At 70.9% G+C, this 15521-nt stretch carries 11 protein-coding genes; 9 read left to right on the plus strand and 2 right to left on the minus strand.

What is annotated here, in order from left to right; all coding sequences use genetic code 11:
- Nucleotides 1-20: 20 nt before the first annotated feature.
- Entirely contained in the window at nucleotides 21-2129 is a 2109-nt protein-coding gene (locus tag AMK25_RS10920) for a cellulase family glycosylhydrolase (RefSeq protein ID WP_073828083.1), read from the minus strand.
- A 310-nt stretch (nucleotides 2130-2439) separates the two neighbouring features.
- On the opposite strand from AMK25_RS10920, the gene AMK25_RS10925 reads away from it, so the two are divergent.
- The 6 genes from AMK25_RS10925 to mmsB all read left to right on the plus strand — a co-directional run bounded on the left by AMK25_RS10925 (nucleotide 2440) and on the right by mmsB (nucleotide 9667).
- Entirely contained in the window at nucleotides 2440-2808 is a 369-nt protein-coding gene (locus AMK25_RS10925) for a MerR family transcriptional regulator (RefSeq protein ID WP_073828086.1), read from the plus strand.
- Between the two features lie 42 nt (nucleotides 2809-2850).
- Nucleotides 2851-3945 (plus strand): oxidoreductase, encoded by a 1095-nt coding sequence (locus AMK25_RS10930; protein ID WP_073828088.1) that lies wholly within the window; start codon nucleotides 2851-2853, stop codon nucleotides 3943-3945.
- 170 nt (nucleotides 3946-4115) lie between these two features.
- A complete protein-coding gene (locus AMK25_RS10935; RefSeq protein ID WP_073828090.1) occupies nucleotides 4116-5468 on the plus strand; it encodes an endo-1,4-beta-xylanase in 1353 nt (450 codons plus the stop codon).
- Nucleotides 5469-5661: 193 nt separating this feature from the next.
- On the plus strand, nucleotides 5662-6801 hold the full coding sequence (gene chvE / locus AMK25_RS10940) for a multiple monosaccharide ABC transporter substrate-binding protein (protein WP_073828092.1): 1140 nt from the start codon (nucleotides 5662-5664) through the stop codon (nucleotides 6799-6801).
- An 83-nt stretch (nucleotides 6802-6884) separates the two neighbouring features.
- Nucleotides 6885-8423 carry a multiple monosaccharide ABC transporter ATP-binding protein gene (gene mmsA / locus AMK25_RS10945; protein WP_073828095.1) on the plus strand — a complete coding sequence of 513 codons (1539 nt, stop codon included), beginning with the start codon at nucleotides 6885-6887 and terminating at the stop codon, nucleotides 8421-8423.
- Nucleotides 8420-9667 (plus strand): multiple monosaccharide ABC transporter permease, encoded by a 1248-nt coding sequence (gene mmsB / locus AMK25_RS10950; RefSeq protein WP_073828097.1) that lies wholly within the window; start codon nucleotides 8420-8422, stop codon nucleotides 9665-9667. Before mmsA ends, mmsB begins: the two co-directional genes overlap by 4 nt.
- Nucleotides 9668-9726: 59 nt before the next feature.
- On the opposite strand, the gene AMK25_RS10955 is transcribed toward mmsB, so the two are convergent.
- The gene (locus AMK25_RS10955) at nucleotides 9727-11382 is read right to left on the minus strand and encodes a glycoside hydrolase family 27 protein (protein WP_073828099.1); all 1656 of its coding nucleotides are present in this window, start codon (nucleotides 11380-11382) and stop codon (nucleotides 9727-9729) included.
- Nucleotides 11383-12024: 642 nt separating this feature from the next.
- On the opposite strand from AMK25_RS10955, the gene araB reads away from it, so the two are divergent.
- The 3 genes from araB to AMK25_RS10970 all read left to right on the plus strand — a co-directional run bounded on the left by araB (nucleotide 12025) and on the right by AMK25_RS10970 (nucleotide 15479).
- Nucleotides 12025-13707, plus strand: coding sequence for a ribulokinase (gene araB / locus AMK25_RS10960; RefSeq protein ID WP_073828101.1), 1683 nt, complete (start codon nucleotides 12025-12027; stop codon nucleotides 13705-13707).
- Nucleotides 13704-14387: an L-ribulose-5-phosphate 4-epimerase gene (locus AMK25_RS10965; protein WP_073828103.1), complete on the plus strand. Its 684-nt coding sequence runs from the start codon at nucleotides 13704-13706 to the stop codon at nucleotides 14385-14387. The genes araB and AMK25_RS10965 overlap by 4 nt, the downstream gene beginning before the upstream one ends.
- Before the next feature lie 96 nt (nucleotides 14388-14483).
- Nucleotides 14484-15479 carry an ABC transporter substrate-binding protein gene (locus tag AMK25_RS10970; protein ID WP_073828105.1) on the plus strand — a complete coding sequence of 332 codons (996 nt, stop codon included), beginning with the start codon at nucleotides 14484-14486 and terminating at the stop codon, nucleotides 15477-15479.
- Nucleotides 15480-15521: the final 42 nt, after the last annotated feature.

Raw genomic sequence — 15521 nt, forward strand, 5'->3', positions numbered from 1 at the left:
GCCGGGACCCGGAGCGCCGGTCAGGCGGGGCTGCCGGTCACCGTGTCTCCGGACCTGACTATCCGGTACGTGACCTGGGTGCCGCTCCAGAAGTGGAAGGTGAGCGTGACCGGGCCGTCGTCGACCTCGGCGAAGAACTCCGGCTTCAGGATGATCGTGTTCGCGGCGTAGTCGGGCTGGAAGTGCGTCCAGAACTCCTTGTACGGGGTCCAGTTCGCCGGCCCGGCGGGGCTGCCGTCGGTGTACTTCGCCTCCATCGTGGCCAGCTCATCGCCGTTGAACCGGGTGGGTACGGCGAAGGCGCCGGTCGTGCCGGTCGCCGCTGACTGCGTCGGCGGATCGTACGAGACGACGCTGATCTGCCACGGCACGCCGGCGGAGAAGCGGGCCTCGACGGTGGCGTTGACGCCCGGGGCGCGGTTGCCGGCCAGCCGGGCCATGGCCGCCGCGGTCAGCGTGAGCGTGGTGCCGGACACTGTGTAGTCGGCGCCCTCGGTCAGCCTGCTGCCGTTCTGCCACAGCCCCTGGAACGACGTGCCGTGCAGATCGAGTGTGAGCGTTTCGGCGGTGACGGCGCCGGTGCGGGGCACGTAGATCCGGTCCGAGGACGCGGTCGCGGAGCGGGTGGTCCAGCTCGCCTTCATCAGGGCGAACAGGCCGGGGTCGCGCCACTGGAGGTCGTTGCGGTTGAGGAACGATCCGGCGTCCCAGAGGACAGTGGTGAGACCCCGGCTGCGGGCGTGGTAGCCGACGGCCTCGAAGAACTTGAGCAGTTCCCCTCGTTCGATGATGCCGGGCCGGGTGTAGTCGTAGCTGAGCAGCGCCCACTCGCCGACGACCACCGGGATGCCCCGGGCGACGAACGTGTCGCGCACCCGGTTGAAGCCGTCGACCAGGTCCTGTTCGACGTTGGCGTCGTACCGGGTGCCGCCGGCGATGTTGACGCTGAACGGCCACCATCCGTAGAAGTGGACGGTCGCGGCGATGTGGTCGTCCTGGAGGCGGGAGATCGTGGCCGACAGCGCGTCGAGCCGGGCCTGCTCGGAGCTGGTGTGCAGGGTGGGCAGCACCAGTACGCGGTCGGTGTTGTTCCCGCCGGTGGGGCGTACCAGGCGAACGAACGCGGTGTTCAGCTCGTCCAGCACCTGGTCGCTCTGCGCGTCACTCGCGGTGCCGGTGAACTGAGGCTCGTTGATGCTCTCGAAGAGCAGCCTGGACGAGTGGTCGCGGAAGGTGGTGGCGATCTGGGTCCACAACGCGGTGTACCGGTTCAGCACGGTGGTGCGGTCACCGGGATAGGCGTTGAGCCACTGCCACGAGTCGTGATGCAGGTTGATCAGCACGTACAGGTCCTCGGCCAGCGCCCAGTCGACCACCTGGCGGATCCGGCTCAACCAGGCCGCGTCGATGGTGTAGTCGGGGGCGGGACCGTGGTGGTTGCTCCAGGTCACCGGCATGCGGATGCTGCGGTAGCCCTGGGAACGCACCTGGTGCAGCAACGCCTGTGTCACCGGCGGGTTGCCCCACGACGTCTCGTCGGGGATGGCGTCGAACGTGTTCCCCAGTCCCCACCCGGGCTGCATGGCGGCGACGGTGGCCATCGCGTCGTCCGACGGCGACGGCGACGTGGACGGCGACGGCGAGGGCGACCGGGAGACCGACGGCGAGGGCGATGGCGGCGGGGTGGAGGTCGGCCCGCCTCCGCTGCCGCCGCAGGTGACGCCGTTGAGGGCGAACGAGGTGGGCGCCGTGTTGGCGCCGGTCCAGGCCCCGTTGAACCCGAAGGACACGCTCGCGTCGGTGCTGATCGTGGCGTTGTAGCTCATGTTCTTCGCGGTCTGCCGGGCGCCGGCCGCGGTGACGGTCGCGTTCCATGCCTGCGTCACCCGCTGCCCCGACGGGAACGTCCAGGTCAGCTCCCAGCCGTTGACCGGGCTGCCCAGGTTGGCGACCGTGACGTCGGCGGTGAAACCGCCCGGCCATTGCGACGGCACGGTGTAGGTGACCCGGCAGCCAGCGGCGGCCTGGGCGTTGCCGGTGACGGTCAGGCCGCCGGTGACGGTGAGGGCCGCGACGGCGGCCACCAGGCCGATCCGCCGGCGGACTTGTCGGACGTTGTGCTCACTCATGAAAGGGCTCCTCGCCGTGCAGGCGATGTGGTGGGTGCCGGATGCGCGGCAGGCCGCCTGCGTGCAGCGGCCGGCGACGTTCCGGTGCGCGGCGCCTGCCCGGGGCGCGCGCGATGAGTGGCGGGGCTCCCGCGGCTGCCGACAGCATCGATGTGACCGATAACATCGGCGGTAGTCGATTACCATACCGGAGGCACCCGCTTGCGGGAACGACGCGCGGCCCGGTCGCCGGTATCGTCGTGAGCACCCACTGACGGCCCGGCCGCCGCTGCCCGGCGGGCGAGCGGGGACGCACGGACACGGGGGCGCGATGCGGATCGGGGAGCTGTCGGCGCGTACCGGGGTCAGCGCCCGGTCCATCCGGTACTACGAGCAGCAGGGCCTGCTCGCCGCCCTGCGCACACCGAGCGGCCAGCGGGTCTTCGCCGAGTCGGCGGTGGACCGGGTCCGGCTCATCCAGCGGCTGTTCGACGCCGGGCTGAGCAGCCGCCGGATGGTCGAGCTGCTGCCCTGCGTGACCGACCCGGAGATCCGCACCTCGTGGCTGACCGACCGGCTGCGCGAGGAACGGGCCCGGATGACCGCCGAGATGGCACGCCTCGCGCACGCCGTCGCGGTGCTCGACGACGTGGTGGCCGACATGACAGTGACCGAGGACACCCGGGATCCGGCCGCCTGAGCGCTTGCCCTTGACACCGGTGTCAACTCCTAGCGTCGGGTCATGAACGCGACTCTGGACACCGGATCGCCGGTGACGCCGCTGCTGGAACCGGTCACCGTCGCCGGGCTGTCGTTGCCGTCCCGCTTCGTGATGGCGCCGATGACCCGTAACCGCGCGCCGGGCGGCGTGCCGACGCCGGAGATGGCCGAGTACTACCGGCGCCGCGCCGCGGCGGGCGTCGGCCTGATCGTCACCGAGGGCGTGCTGGTGGACCATCCCAGCGCCGGCCACGAGGACACCGTGCCGCGGATGACCGCCGGCGCGGCCGAGGTCGGCTGGCGCGGCGTGGTCGACGCGGTGCACGCCGCCGGCGGCCGGATCGCCGCGCAACTGTGGCACCTGGGCAGCCTGCGCGAGCCGGTGGACGGCGCTCCGGCGTGGACCCCCTCGGGGGTACGCGAGCCGGGCCGCCCCGCGCCGCACGCGATGACCGCCGCCGACGCGGACGAGCTGCTGGCGGCGTACGCGGACGCGGCCCGGGTGGCGGTCCGGGCCGGGTTCGACGCGATCGAGATCCACGCCGCGCACGGTTACCTGCTGGACGAGTTCCTGTGGCCGTACACGAACCGCCGGACCGACGCGTTCGGTGGCTCGCCGGCGCGGCGGGCGGCGTTCCCGGCGGCCGTGGTCCGCGCGGTCCGCGCGCAGGTCCCGGCGCACCGGCCGGTGATCGTGCGGTTCTCCCAGTTCAAGGAGCGCGCGTTCGACGCGCGGATCGCGGAGACTCCGGCCGAGCTGGCGCAGATCCTCACCGCGTTCGCCGAGGCCGGCGCGGACGTCCTGCACGCCTCGCAGCGCCGCTTCTGGGAGCCGGCGTTCCCCGGCTCGGCGCTGAACCTGGCCGGCTGGGCGAAGCGTCTCACCGGCCTGCCGTCGATCACCGTCGGCTCGGTCGGGCTGCGCCGGGACTTCCTGCGCGCGGGCGGCGCGGAGTCGGTGGCGGGCCTGGCCGCGCGGCTGGTGGACGGGGAGTTCGACCTGGTCGCGCTCGGCCGCGCGCTGCTCGGCAACCCGGCCTGGGTGACGCACGCCGCAGCCGGGCGGCTGGGCGAGATCGCCGACTACCGCAAGGCGCACGAGGACGTCTATCCCTAGGCGCCAGGGGTTGACGCCGGGGGATGTTATCGCTCACAGTCGATGCCAGGGCATGAGCGCCGCAAGGCTCACCGGGCGAGCCGCGCTGGTCGTACCTCGACACCGTCACCGGACGCGGAGTCGGGGACTCGCACCACCACCATCGCGTAACCCCCGGAAGAGGAATCCGCATGAGACGAAAGAGAGCCTTGCTGACTACCGGCATCCTGGCCGGCGCGCTAGCCGCCGGCATGGCGGTGGCCCTGGCGCCGGCCGCGAGCGCCGGCACCACGCTTCGCGCGGCGGCGGCCGAGAAGGGCCGTTACTTCGGCGCCGCGGTCGCCACCGGCAAGCTGTCCGACAACACGTACGCCACGGTGCTGAACCGCGAGTTCAACTCCGTGGTGGCCGAGAACGAGATGAAGTGGGACGCCACCGAGCCGCAGCAGGGGCGGTTCAGCTACAGCGGCGGCGACCGGCTGGTCAGCCACGCTCGCACGAACGGGATGTCGGTGCGCGGGCACGCGTTGCTCTGGCACGCCCAGCAGCCGTCGTGGGCGCAGGGTCTGTCCGGCAGCGCGCTGCGCAACGCCGCGATCAATCACGTCACCCAGGTCGCCACCCACTTCCGGGGGCAGATCTACGCCTGGGACGTGGTGAACGAGGCGTTCGCCGACGGCGGCAGCGGCGGGCGCCGCGACTCGAACCTGCAGCGCACCGGCAACGACTGGATCGAGGCCGCGTTCCGGGCCGCCCGCGCCGCCGACCCGGGCGCGAAGCTCTGCTACAACGACTACAACACCGACGGCATCAACGCGAAGTCGACCGGCATCTACAACATGGTGCGCGACTTCAAGTCGCGTGGCGTGCCGATCGACTGCGTCGGCTTCCAGTCGCACCTGGGCACCACGATCCCCGGTGACTACCAGGCCAACCTCCAGCGCTTCGCGGACCTGGGCGTGGAGGTGCAGATCACCGAGCTGGACGTGATGACCGGCGGCAACCAGGCGAACATCTACGCCGCTGTCGCCCGGGCCTGCCTGGCGGTGTCGCGCTGCACCGGCATCACGGTGTGGGGCGTGCGGGACTGCGACTCGTGGCGCGGCTCGGACAACGCGCTGCTGTTCGACTGCTCGGGCAACAAGAAGGCGGCGTACAACGCCGTGCTCGACGCGCTCAACGCGGGCGGGAACAACCCGCCGCCGACCACGACCCCGCCGCCGAACAACCCGACCACGCCACCGCCGGGTCAGGGCGGGTGTACGGCCTCGGTGACGCTGAACTCCTGGACCGGTGGCTTCGTCGCCAACGTGAAGGTGACAGCGGGCTCGTCGGGCACCCGGGGATGGACCGTCACCATGACGCTGCCGGGCGGCGCGAGCGTCACCAACACCTGGAGCGCCACCGCGAGCGGTAACAGCGGCACGGTGCGGTTCACGAACGTCGACTACAACGGCCAGCTCGGCGCCGGCCAGAGTGCCGAGTTCGGGTTCCAGGGCAACGGAAGCGGATCGGGCATGACGCCCACCTGTTCCGCCTCCTGAGCCGGGTCCGCGGGGGCGGCGCGACGTGCCGCCCCCGCGTGTCCCGGACGCGTCCTACCTGGACCGCCGTCTCTGTTACAAGAAAGAGACGTGCACATTTCGCGCGATTGGTTGACGGGGCAACTTGTGAGCGTTAACACTCGCCGTGACGGTTACCTGTGTCACAGGGGCCCACGGAGGGGAGAGGACGCTCGTGCGCAGACGAATCCTGGCCGCAGTCAGCGGCGCCGCGCTCGCGATCAGCCTGGCCGCGTGCAGCGGCGAGGGCGCCGGAGGCGGCTCGGACACCAGCTCCGCCAAGCCCGGCGACCTGACGATCGGCGTCTCGATGCCGACCCAGACCTCGGAACGGTGGATCGCCGACGGCAACTCGGTGAAGGAGAAGTTGCAGGCCAAGGGCTACAAGGTCGACCTGCAGTACGCCGGGGACGACATCCCCACCCAGTCGCAGCAGATCGACCAGATGATCACCCAGGGCGCGGACGTGCTGGTCATCGCCCCGATCGACGGCACCGCGCTCAGCGGCCAGCTCCAGGCCGCCGCGGCGGCGAAGATCCCGGTCATCTCCTACGACCGGCTCATCCGCAACAGCCCCAACGTCAGCTTCTACGTCAGCTTCGACAACTACAAGGTGGGCGTGGCGCAGGCCAACGCGCTCCTGGTCGGCCTCGGCCTGCTGAACAAGGACGGGTCCAAGGGGACCGCGACCGGCCCGTTCAACGTGGAGTTGTTCGCCGGCTCGCTCGACGACAACAACGCCGGCTTCTTCTTCAACGGCGCGATGGACACGCTCAAGCCGTACCTCGACGCGGGGACGCTGAAGGTCAAGTCGGGGCAGACCAAGATCGAGCAGGCCGCCATCCTGCGCTGGCAGCAGGAGACCGCGCAGAAGCGGATGGAGGACCTGCTCACCTCCAGCTACAACGACGGCAGCAAGGTCGACGGCGTGCTGTCGCCCTTCGACGGCCTGTCCCGGGGCATCATCACCGCCCTGCAGAACGCCGGCTACCGCGGCGGCGCCAAGAAGATGCCGGTGGTGACCGGTCAGGACGCCGAGGTCGCGTCGGTCAAGCTCATCAACGACGGCGTGCAGGGCTCGACCGTGTTCAAGGACACCCGGCTGCTGGCCGAGCAGGCGGTGATCGCCGCCGAGGCGTTCCTGCGCAAGGAGGAGCCGAAGGCCAACGAGACCAAGGCGTACAACAACGGCGTCAAGGTGGTGCCCGCGTTCCTGCTGCCGGTCCAGACGGTCTACAAGGAGGACATCAAGTCCGTCCTGATCGACTCCGGTTACCTGACCGAGCAGGAGGTCGCCGCCGGCCGAGCCGGCTGATCCGACCGCCGGGCCCGGTGGCGTGCCGTGCCACCGGGCCCGCCCCGCTCCGGACACCACGACCACGAGCAGGACGGATACCCATGAGCGACCACATCCTCGAGATGCGTGGCATCACGAAGACCTTCCCGGGGGTCACCGCGCTGCAGGACGTCTCGCTCGCCGTACGGCGCGGCGAGATCCACGCGATCTGCGGCGAGAACGGCGCCGGCAAGTCCACGCTGATGAAGGTGCTGTCCGGGGTCTACCCGGCCGGCAGCTACGACGGCCAGATCGTCTTCGACGGCGAGCCGGTCGGCTTCCGGGGCATCCAGGACAGCGAAGCGCGCGGCATCGTCATCATCCACCAGGAGCTCGCGCTGGTGCCGTACCTGTCGATCGCCGAGAACATCTTCCTCGGCAACGAGCGCCGGGGCCGCGGCGGGCTCATCGACTGGCACCGCACCAACGCGGAGGCCGCGGCGCTGCTGCGGTCGGTCGGGCTGCACGAGAACCCGGTCACCCCGGTCATCCAGCTGGGCGTCGGCAAGCAGCAACTGGTGGAGATCGCCAAGGCGCTGTCCAAGAAGGTGCGGCTGCTGATCCTCGACGAGCCGACCGCGGCGCTCAACGACGTCGACTCGGCGCACCTGCTGGACCTGATGCGCAGCCTCCGCGACCAGGGCATCACCTGCATCATGATCTCGCACAAGCTCGGTGAGATCACGGCGATCGCCGACTCGACCACAGTGATCCGCGACGGCCGTACCGTCGAGACGCTGGACATGGCCGACGGCGGCGCGACCCAGGACCGGATCATCCGCGGCATGGTCGGACGCGACCTGGCCACCTTCTACCCGACCCGCGACGTGACCCCCGGCGAGGAGGTGCTGCGGATCGAGGACTGGACCGTGCGGCACCCGACCCAGGACCGCCTGGTGGTCGACCGGGCCTCGCTGCACGTGCGCGCCGGTGAGGTCGTCGGCATCGCCGGCCTGATGGGCGCCGGGCGCACCGAGCTGGCGATGAGCGTGTTCGGCCGCGCCTACGGCCGGGACATCAGCGGCCGGCTCTTCCTCAAGGGCCGCGAGGTGCGGGCGCGCACGGTGGCCGAGGCGATCGCCAACGGCATCGCGTACGCGACCGAGGACCGCAAGCACTACGGCCTCAACCTCATCGACGACGTCCGGGGCAACATCTCGGCCGCCGCGCTCGACAAGCTCGCCCGCAACGGCTGGATCGACGGCAACCGCGAGATCCAGGTCGCCGAGCGGGGCCGGCGCGACATGAACATCAAAGCGCCGACCGTCATGTCGGTGGTGGGCAAGCTCTCCGGCGGCAACCAGCAGAAGGTCGTGCTGGCGAAGTGGCTCTTCACCGACCCGGACGTGCTGATCCTCGACGAGCCGACCCGGGGCATCGACGTCGGCGCGAAGTTCGAGATCTACACGATCGTCAACCGGCTGGTGGCCGAGGGCAAGGCGGTCGTGCTCATCTCCTCCGAGCTGCCCGAGCTGCTCGGCATGTGCGACCGCGTCTACACCCTGGCGGCCGGCCGGATCACCGGGGAGATGCCGGTGAGCGAGGCCACCCAGGAGAACCTGATGGAACTCATGACCAAGGACAGGGATCTCGTCCGATGACCAGCACGAAGCCCACGCCCCAGAAGGTCGCCGCGCCCGACACCGGCGCGGCCGCCAGCCTGCACACCGGCACCAGCGATCCGCGCACGCTGATCCTCGGCAACCTGCGGCAGAGCGGCATCTACATCGCCCTGGTGGTGATCGTCGCGCTGTTCGCGGTCCTCACCGACGGCGTCTCGCTGAGCCCCGGCAACCTCACCAACATCGTGCTCCAGTACTCCTACATCCTGGTGCTCGCGATCGGCATGGTCATCGTGATCATCGGTGGCCACATCGACCTGTCCGTGGGATCGGTGGTGGCGCTCACCGGAGCGGTCTCCGCGGTGCTCGTCATCCGGGAAGGCATGCCCTGGTGGTCCGGTGTGCTGGCCGCGCTCGCGGTGGGCGTCGCGGTCGGCGCGTGGCACGGGCTCTGGGTCGCGTACGCCGGGATCCCGGCCTTCATCGTCACCCTGGCCGGCATGCTCCTGTTCCGCGGCCTCACCCTGCGGGTGCTGGACAACATCTCGCTGTCGCCGTTCCCCGAGGAATACCAGCGGGTCGCCGCCGGCTTCCTCAACGGACTGCTGGGCGGCGAGGGCTACGACGCCTTCACGCTGTTCATCGGCGCGTTCGCCGTCGTCGGGTACGCGGTGGCCGTGTTCCGGACCCGGGTCGCCCGGGTGCGCCACGAGCAGCCGGTGGAGTCGTTCCCGCTGTTCGTCCTGCGGATCGTGGTGGTCGGCGCCGTGGTCATGTGGTTCGCCTGGCAGCTCGCCAACGCCCGCGGCCTGCCGATCGTGCTCATCGTGCTGGCCGTGCTGGTGCTGATCTACGGCCTGCTCACCCGCCGCACCGTGTTCGGCCGGCAGGTGTACGCGATCGGCGGCAACCTGCCCGCGGCGATGCTGTCCGGCGTCCGGGTGAAGCGGGTCAACTTCTGGATCTTCGTCAACATGGGCTTCCTGTCCGCCGTGGCGGGCGTGATCTACTCGTCCCGGTCCAACGGCGCCCAGCCGGCCGCCGGCAACATGTTCGAGCTGGACGCGATCGCGGCGGCCTTCATCGGCGGCGCGGCGGTCACCGGCGGGGTCGGCACCGTGGTCGGCGCCATGGTGGGTGGCCTGATCATGGCGGTGATGAGCAACGGCATGCAGCTCATGGGCGTCGACCAGTCCGTCCAGTCGGTGGTGAAGGGCCTCGTCCTGCTCGTGGCTGTGGCGTTCGACATCTGGAACAAGCGCCGGGCCGCCGGCGCCCGGTGACGGCCGGCCGGACGCTCGCCCCTTCGTCCGGCCGACCGCCGTTCACCGGCCGCAGCCGCTCACGCGCGGCTCCACCGCTGGTTGGTGTTGCCGTGGCAGGTCCAGACGATCACCCGGGTGCCGTTGGCGGTGCCCGCGTTGTCGACGTCCAGGCACAGCGACGGGAAGCGCACGTTGCTCACCGTGCCGTTGCCGTTGATCGTCCACTGCTGGTTGGTGCCGCCGTTGCAGTCCCAGATCTGCACCCGGGTGCCGGCGGTCGCGCTCGTCGGCACGTCCAGGCACTTGCCGAGCACCTGCAACGCCTGCCCGTTGGCCGTGAACTGCTGATTGGCGTTGTTGTGACAGTCCCAGATCAGCGTGCCGGTGCCGTTGGCGGTGCCGGCATTGTCCACGTCCAGGCACCGGCCGGACGACTCGCTGCGCAGCCGGAACGTGGTCGGGACCGGTGGCGGGGTGGTGGTCCCGCCGCCGCTGACCCGGTAGACCACGGTGCCGTGCGCGGGCACGCTGGCGGAGATCGTGCCGGTGCTGGTGGAGGTGCCGTCGGTCCACGCGTCGCGCAGCGTGAACGAGCTGCCGCTCTTGCCCACCGCCGCCGCCGTGGTGGAGACGGTGGTGGTCGAGCTGCCCTGGTTGAACAGGGCGACCGCCACGTCGCCGTTCGCCAGCGGCTTGGCCAGCACCCGCCGGGTGCCGTCGAAGGAGACCTGGACCGCCTGGCGGCCGAGCGTGTCCTGGTTGATCGCGACCAGGTTGGCGTTACGCAGGATCGCCAGCGTGGCCGAGCTGGCGGAGCGTACGTCGTTGCCCATCATCAGCGGCGCCGCCAGCATCGTCCAGAGCGCGAAGTGGCTGCGCATCTCCGTGTCGTTCATGCCGCCGTTGCCGACCTCCAGCATGTCCGGGTCGTTGAACCCGCCGGGGGCGGCGTACCCGGCCAGCGGCACCGTGACGTCGACGATGTTCTGGATGCCCATCGGGTAGCCGTTGGTCTGGCCGGTGTTCCACGCGTTGGTGATGTCCTCGGTGGTCCGCCAGAGGTTCGCCACGTCGCTCCAGTTGCGCTGCGGCCCGGTCTTGGCGTGGTAGCTGTTGGGGTTGATGCTGTAGACGATCGGCCGGCCGGTGGAGGCCAGCGCGTCGCGCATGATGCCGAACCGCGCCACCTGGTCGTTGATGGTGCCGGTGCCCGAGCACCAGTCGTACTTGAGGTAGTCCACGCCCCACGCGGCGAACTGCCGCGCGTCCTGGTACTCGTGGTTGAGGCTGCCGGTGGCGCCGGGGAACGCGCCGCCGACCTGGGCGCAGGTCTTGTCCAGGGGCACCTGGTAGATGCCGAACAGCAGGCCCCGGGCGTGCAGGTAGTCACCGAGCGACTTCATCCCGCTGGGGAACCGCTGCGGGTGCGCCTGGAGGTTGCCCTGCGCGTCCCGGTTCGGGTTGAACCAGCAGTCGTCCACGACGACGTACTTGTACCCGAGGTCGCGCAGTCCGTTGGCGACGATCGCGTCGGCGGTCTGCCGGATGAGGGTCTCGTTGATGTTGCAGCCGAAGGTGTTCCAGGTGTTCCACCCCATCGGCGGCGTACGGGCGACGCCGTTGTCCAGCGCCCGGGCCGGGCGTGGGGCCACTGCCCCGTCGGTGACTGTGGCTGCGAGCGCCACCGCCGCGACACCCAGGACGGCGAGCGTCCATCGGGTCCATCTGCGCACTGGTCCTCCTCGGTGGCCGGGCGCGGTCGGTGCCGGTGCCCGGAAGGAGCAGCCCGCCGGTTGCACGGCGTCGCCCGTGGTCCACGGGGACGGACGCGGCACGGCACTTCCAGAGGGCCGGACGGTGTCGGCGGGCGCTCGTGGGTGGTGGGGGGTCCGGCGGTCGACGGGGTCGCCGTCCGTCGCCGCCCGGCTGCGGCGCCGGGGTTTCCCGGACGGCGGCGCCACAGCGCTTGGGATGGCGAAAATGTTATCGCTGACATCAAGAGCTGTAAATAGGAGTGTGGGTCCCGGGTCGCCCGCGACGGCCGGCTGCCGGCGGTGTCGCGGCGAGAGAAAAGGCCGCTGAAAGGCCCTCTGAGCGGCCCTGCGGCGGGGCCTGGACGCTTGGGACCGGGGTGCCGGAACCGCCGAGAGAATTTCCGGAAGTTCCATTTATTGTTGTCGTTAACAGAGGGGCAGCCCGGGGTTCGCCGGTGCTCCCGGCGTGGATCTCCCCGGCCGGCGGTCGGGCCGGTACACGGGGGCCCGCGGGCGTCGGTCCCGGACGGCGGTCCTCGTTACGTAGCTGTTGCCCGGACGTGTCTTGACGGATGTGTATGTGAGCGCTAACACTAACTCCGTGACACGGCGGAGGTGCAAATGAGCGAAGTGGACGCGTCCGACCGGTACGTGATCGGGGTCGACTTCGGCACGTTGTCCGGCCGGGCGCTGGTGGTCCGGGTCCGCGACGGCGCCGAACTCGGCACAGCGGTGCACGAGTACCGGCACGGGGTCATCGAGACCGCGCTGCCCGACGACGGCCCGGCGTTGCCGCCGGACTGGGCGCTGCAGGATCCCGACGACTACCGCGACGTGCTGCGCCACGCCGTACCGGCAGCGCTCTCCGCGGCCGGTGTGGACCCGGCGCGGGTGGTCGGGATCGGCATCGACTTCACCGCCTGCACCGTCCTGCCGACGCTCGCCGACGGCACGCCGCTGTGCGAGATCCCGGAGCTGCGCCACCGGCCGCACGCCTGGGTCAAGCTCTGGAAGCACCACGCCGCGCAGCCGCACGCCGACCGGATCAACGCGCTGGCGCACGAACGCGGCGAGCCGTGGATCGGCCGCTACGGCGGCAAGATCTCGGCGGAGTGGCAGTTCGCCAAGGGGCTGCAGATCCTGGACGAGGACCCGGAGGTCTACCGGCGCGCCGAGCGCTTCATCGAGGCGGCCGACTGGATCGTCTGGCAGCTGTGCGGGGTCGAGACGCGCAACGTCTGCACCGCCGGCTACAAGGGCATCCGGCAGGACGGCCGGTACCCGTCACCGGACTACCTGGCCGCGCTCGACCCGGGTTTCACCGACTTCGTGACCAAGCTGGACGGTCCGCTGCTGCCGCTGGGCGCGCGGGCCGGCGGGCTCGACGCCCGCGCCGCCGCCTGGACCGGCCTGCCCGAGGGCATCGCGGTAGCTGTCGGCAACGTCGACGCGCACGTCACCGCCGCCGCCGCTCAGGCGCTGCGGCCCGGCCGGCTGGTGGCCATCATGGGCACCTCCACCTGCCACGTGCTCAACGGCACCCACCCGGCCGAGGTGCCGGGCATGTGCGGCGTGGTCGACGGCGGCATCAGCCCCGGCGCCTGGGGCTTCGAGGCCGGGCAGAGCGGCGTGGGGGACATCTTCGGCTGGTTCGTGCGCCACGGCGCCCCGGCCGGATTCGACTCGCACGAGCGGCTCACCGAGGCCGCCGCCGCCCAGCCGGTCGGCGCGCACGGCCTGGTGGCGCTGGACTGGTGGAACGGCAACCGGTCCCTGCTGGTCAACCACGACCTGAGCGGGCTGATCGTCGGGCTGACGCTGGCCACCCGGCCGCCGGACGTCTACCGGGCGCTGCTGGAGGCCACCGCGTACGGCACCCGGATGATCGTCGAGGCGTTCGCGCAGGCCGGAGTGCCGGTCGACGACCTGGTAGTGGCCGGCGGGCTCACCTCCAACCGGCTGCTGATGCAGATCTACGCCGACGTCACGAACCGGCCGCTGAGCATCATCGGCTCCGCCCAGGGGCCGGCGCTCGGCTCGGCCATCCACGCGGCGGTCGCCGCAGGCGAGTATCCGACGATCCACGAGGCGTCCGCTGCCATGGGCCGGATCGAGGAGGCGGTCTACCGGCCCGTACCGGAGAACGTCCGGGCGTACGACGCCCTCTACGCCGAGTACCGCGCGCTGCACGACCACTTCGGCCGCGGCGCGAACGACGTCATGCTGCGCCTGCGGGCGATCCGCAACGCGGCGGCCGACGCCGCCCCGGCGCGTACCCCCGCGAGCCTGGAGGTGGTGGGATGAGCGCCGGCGTCGTCGGCCAGGTCGCCGCGCTGCGCGAGACGGTGGCCCGCCTGCACCGCGAGCTGACCCGCTACGGACTGGTGGCCTGGACCGCCGGCAACGTCTCGGCCCGCGTACCCGGTCAGGACCTGATGGTCATCAAGCCCAGCGGCGTCGACTACGACGACCTGACCGCCGAGTCCATGGTGGTCTGCGACCTGGGCGGCGCTGTCGTCGACGGCGGCGGCTCGCCGTCCAGCGACACCGCCGCGCACGCCTACGTCTACCGCGCGATGCCCGAGGTCGGCGGCGTGGTGCACACCCACAGCGGCTACGCGACCGCCTGGGCGGCCCGGGGTGAGGCGATCCCGTGCTGGCTGACCGCGCAGGCCGACGAGTTCGGCGGGGAGATCCCGGTCGGGCCGTTCGCGCTGATCGGCGGCGACGACATCGGCAAGGGGATCGTCAGCACGCTGTCCGGGCACCGCTCGCCCGCGGTGCTCATGCGCAACCACGGCGTCTTCACCATCGGCCGGGACGCCCGGGCGGCGGTCAAGGCCGCCGTGATGTGCGAGGACGTCGCCCGTACCGCGCACCTGGCCCGAGCGCTCGGGCAGCCGCTGCCGATCGCGCCGGCCGACATCGACTCGCTCTACGACCGTTACCAGAACGTCTACGGCCAACGCCCGTCGGCGCCCTGACCCCGGACCGGGCGCCGCGCATCCACCCCACCACCACACCCGGCCGCACCGGCTCCCCGCCGCGCGTCCGGAACATCCAACCCCGGAGGAGAACCGATGAGAACCAGGAGCACGGCCCGCAGGGTCATCGCCGCGTTCGCCGGCGTGCTGCTCGCCGGCAGCATGGCGGCCTGCGGCAACAGCGACACCGGCGGCGATTCCGGTGACGGCAACGACAAGATCGTCCTGGGGTTCTCCCAGGTTGGCGCCGAGAGCGGCTGGCGCACCGCGAACACCACCTCGATCAAGGAAGCCGCCGCCGAGGCCGGCATCGAGCTGAAGTTCGACGACGCGCAGCAGAAGCAGGAAAACCAGATCAAGGCGATCCGCAACTTCATCCAGCAGAAGGTCGACGTGATCGCCTTCTCGCCGGTGGTGGAGTCGGGCTGGGACACCGTGCTCAAGGAGGCCAAGGACGCGAAGATCCCGGTCATCCTGACCGACCGCGCGGTCGACTCGGCCGACAAGTCGCTCTACAAGACGTTCCTCGGCTCGGACTTCGTCAAGGAGGGCCGCCTCGCCGGCGAGTGGCTGGTGGAGCAGAAGAAGGCGGCGCCCGGCCCGGTCAACATCGTCGAGCTGCAGGGCACGACCGGTTCGGCCCCGGCCAACGACCGGAAGAAGGGCTTCGCCGAGGCGATCGCCGCCAACCCCAACCTGAAGATCGTCGCCTCGCAGTCGGGTGACTTCACCCGCGCCGGCGGCAAGCAGGTGATGGAGCAGTTCCTCAAGGCCAACCCGAAGATCGACGTGCTCTTCGCGCACAACGACGACATGGGTCTGGGCGCGCTCGAGGCGATCAGCGCGGCGGGCAAGACGCCCGGCAAGGACATCACCATCATCACCGTCGACGCGGTGAAGGACGGCATGCAGGCCCTCGCGGACGGCAAGTTCAACTTCATCGCCGAGTGCAGCCCGCTGCTCGGCCCGCAGCTGATGGAACTGGCCAAGAAGGTCAAGGCCGGCGAGGAGGTCCCCGCCCGGATCGAGACCGAGGAGACCACCTTCACCCAGGAGCAGGCCAAGGAGGCACTGCCCAACCGCAAGTACTGACCCACCCCGGGGGTCGCCGTCGCGAGACGGCGGCCCCCGTGC

The organism is Micromonospora sp. TSRI0369, assembly GCF_001905625.1.
Classification (GTDB): Bacteria; Actinomycetota; Actinomycetes; order Mycobacteriales; family Micromonosporaceae; genus Micromonospora; species Micromonospora echinospora_A.

Bases quoted from the DNA above. Each gene is read 5' to 3' on its own strand.
- AMK25_RS10970 (WP_073828105.1), top strand. From the start codon at position 14,484: ATGAGAACCAGGAGCACGGCCCGCAGGGTCATCGCCGCGTTCGCCGGC.
- AMK25_RS10930 (WP_073828088.1), top strand. From the start codon at position 2,851: ATGAACGCGACTCTGGACACCGGATCGCCGGTGACGCCGCTGCTGGAA.
- AMK25_RS10925 (WP_073828086.1), top strand. From the start codon at position 2,440: ATGCGGATCGGGGAGCTGTCGGCGCGTACCGGGGTCAGCGCCCGGTCC.
- araB (WP_073828101.1), top strand. From the start codon at position 12,025: ATGAGCGAAGTGGACGCGTCCGACCGGTACGTGATCGGGGTCGACTTC.
- AMK25_RS10935 (WP_073828090.1), top strand. From the start codon at position 4,116: ATGAGACGAAAGAGAGCCTTGCTGACTACCGGCATCCTGGCCGGCGCG.
- mmsB (WP_073828097.1), top strand. From the start codon at position 8,420: ATGACCAGCACGAAGCCCACGCCCCAGAAGGTCGCCGCGCCCGACACC.
- AMK25_RS10965 (WP_073828103.1), top strand. From the start codon at position 13,704: ATGAGCGCCGGCGTCGTCGGCCAGGTCGCCGCGCTGCGCGAGACGGTG.
- mmsA (WP_073828095.1), top strand. From the start codon at position 6,885: ATGAGCGACCACATCCTCGAGATGCGTGGCATCACGAAGACCTTCCCG.
- AMK25_RS10920 (WP_073828083.1), bottom strand. From the start codon at position 2,129: ATGAGTGAGCACAACGTCCGACAAGTCCGCCGGCGGATCGGCCTGGTG.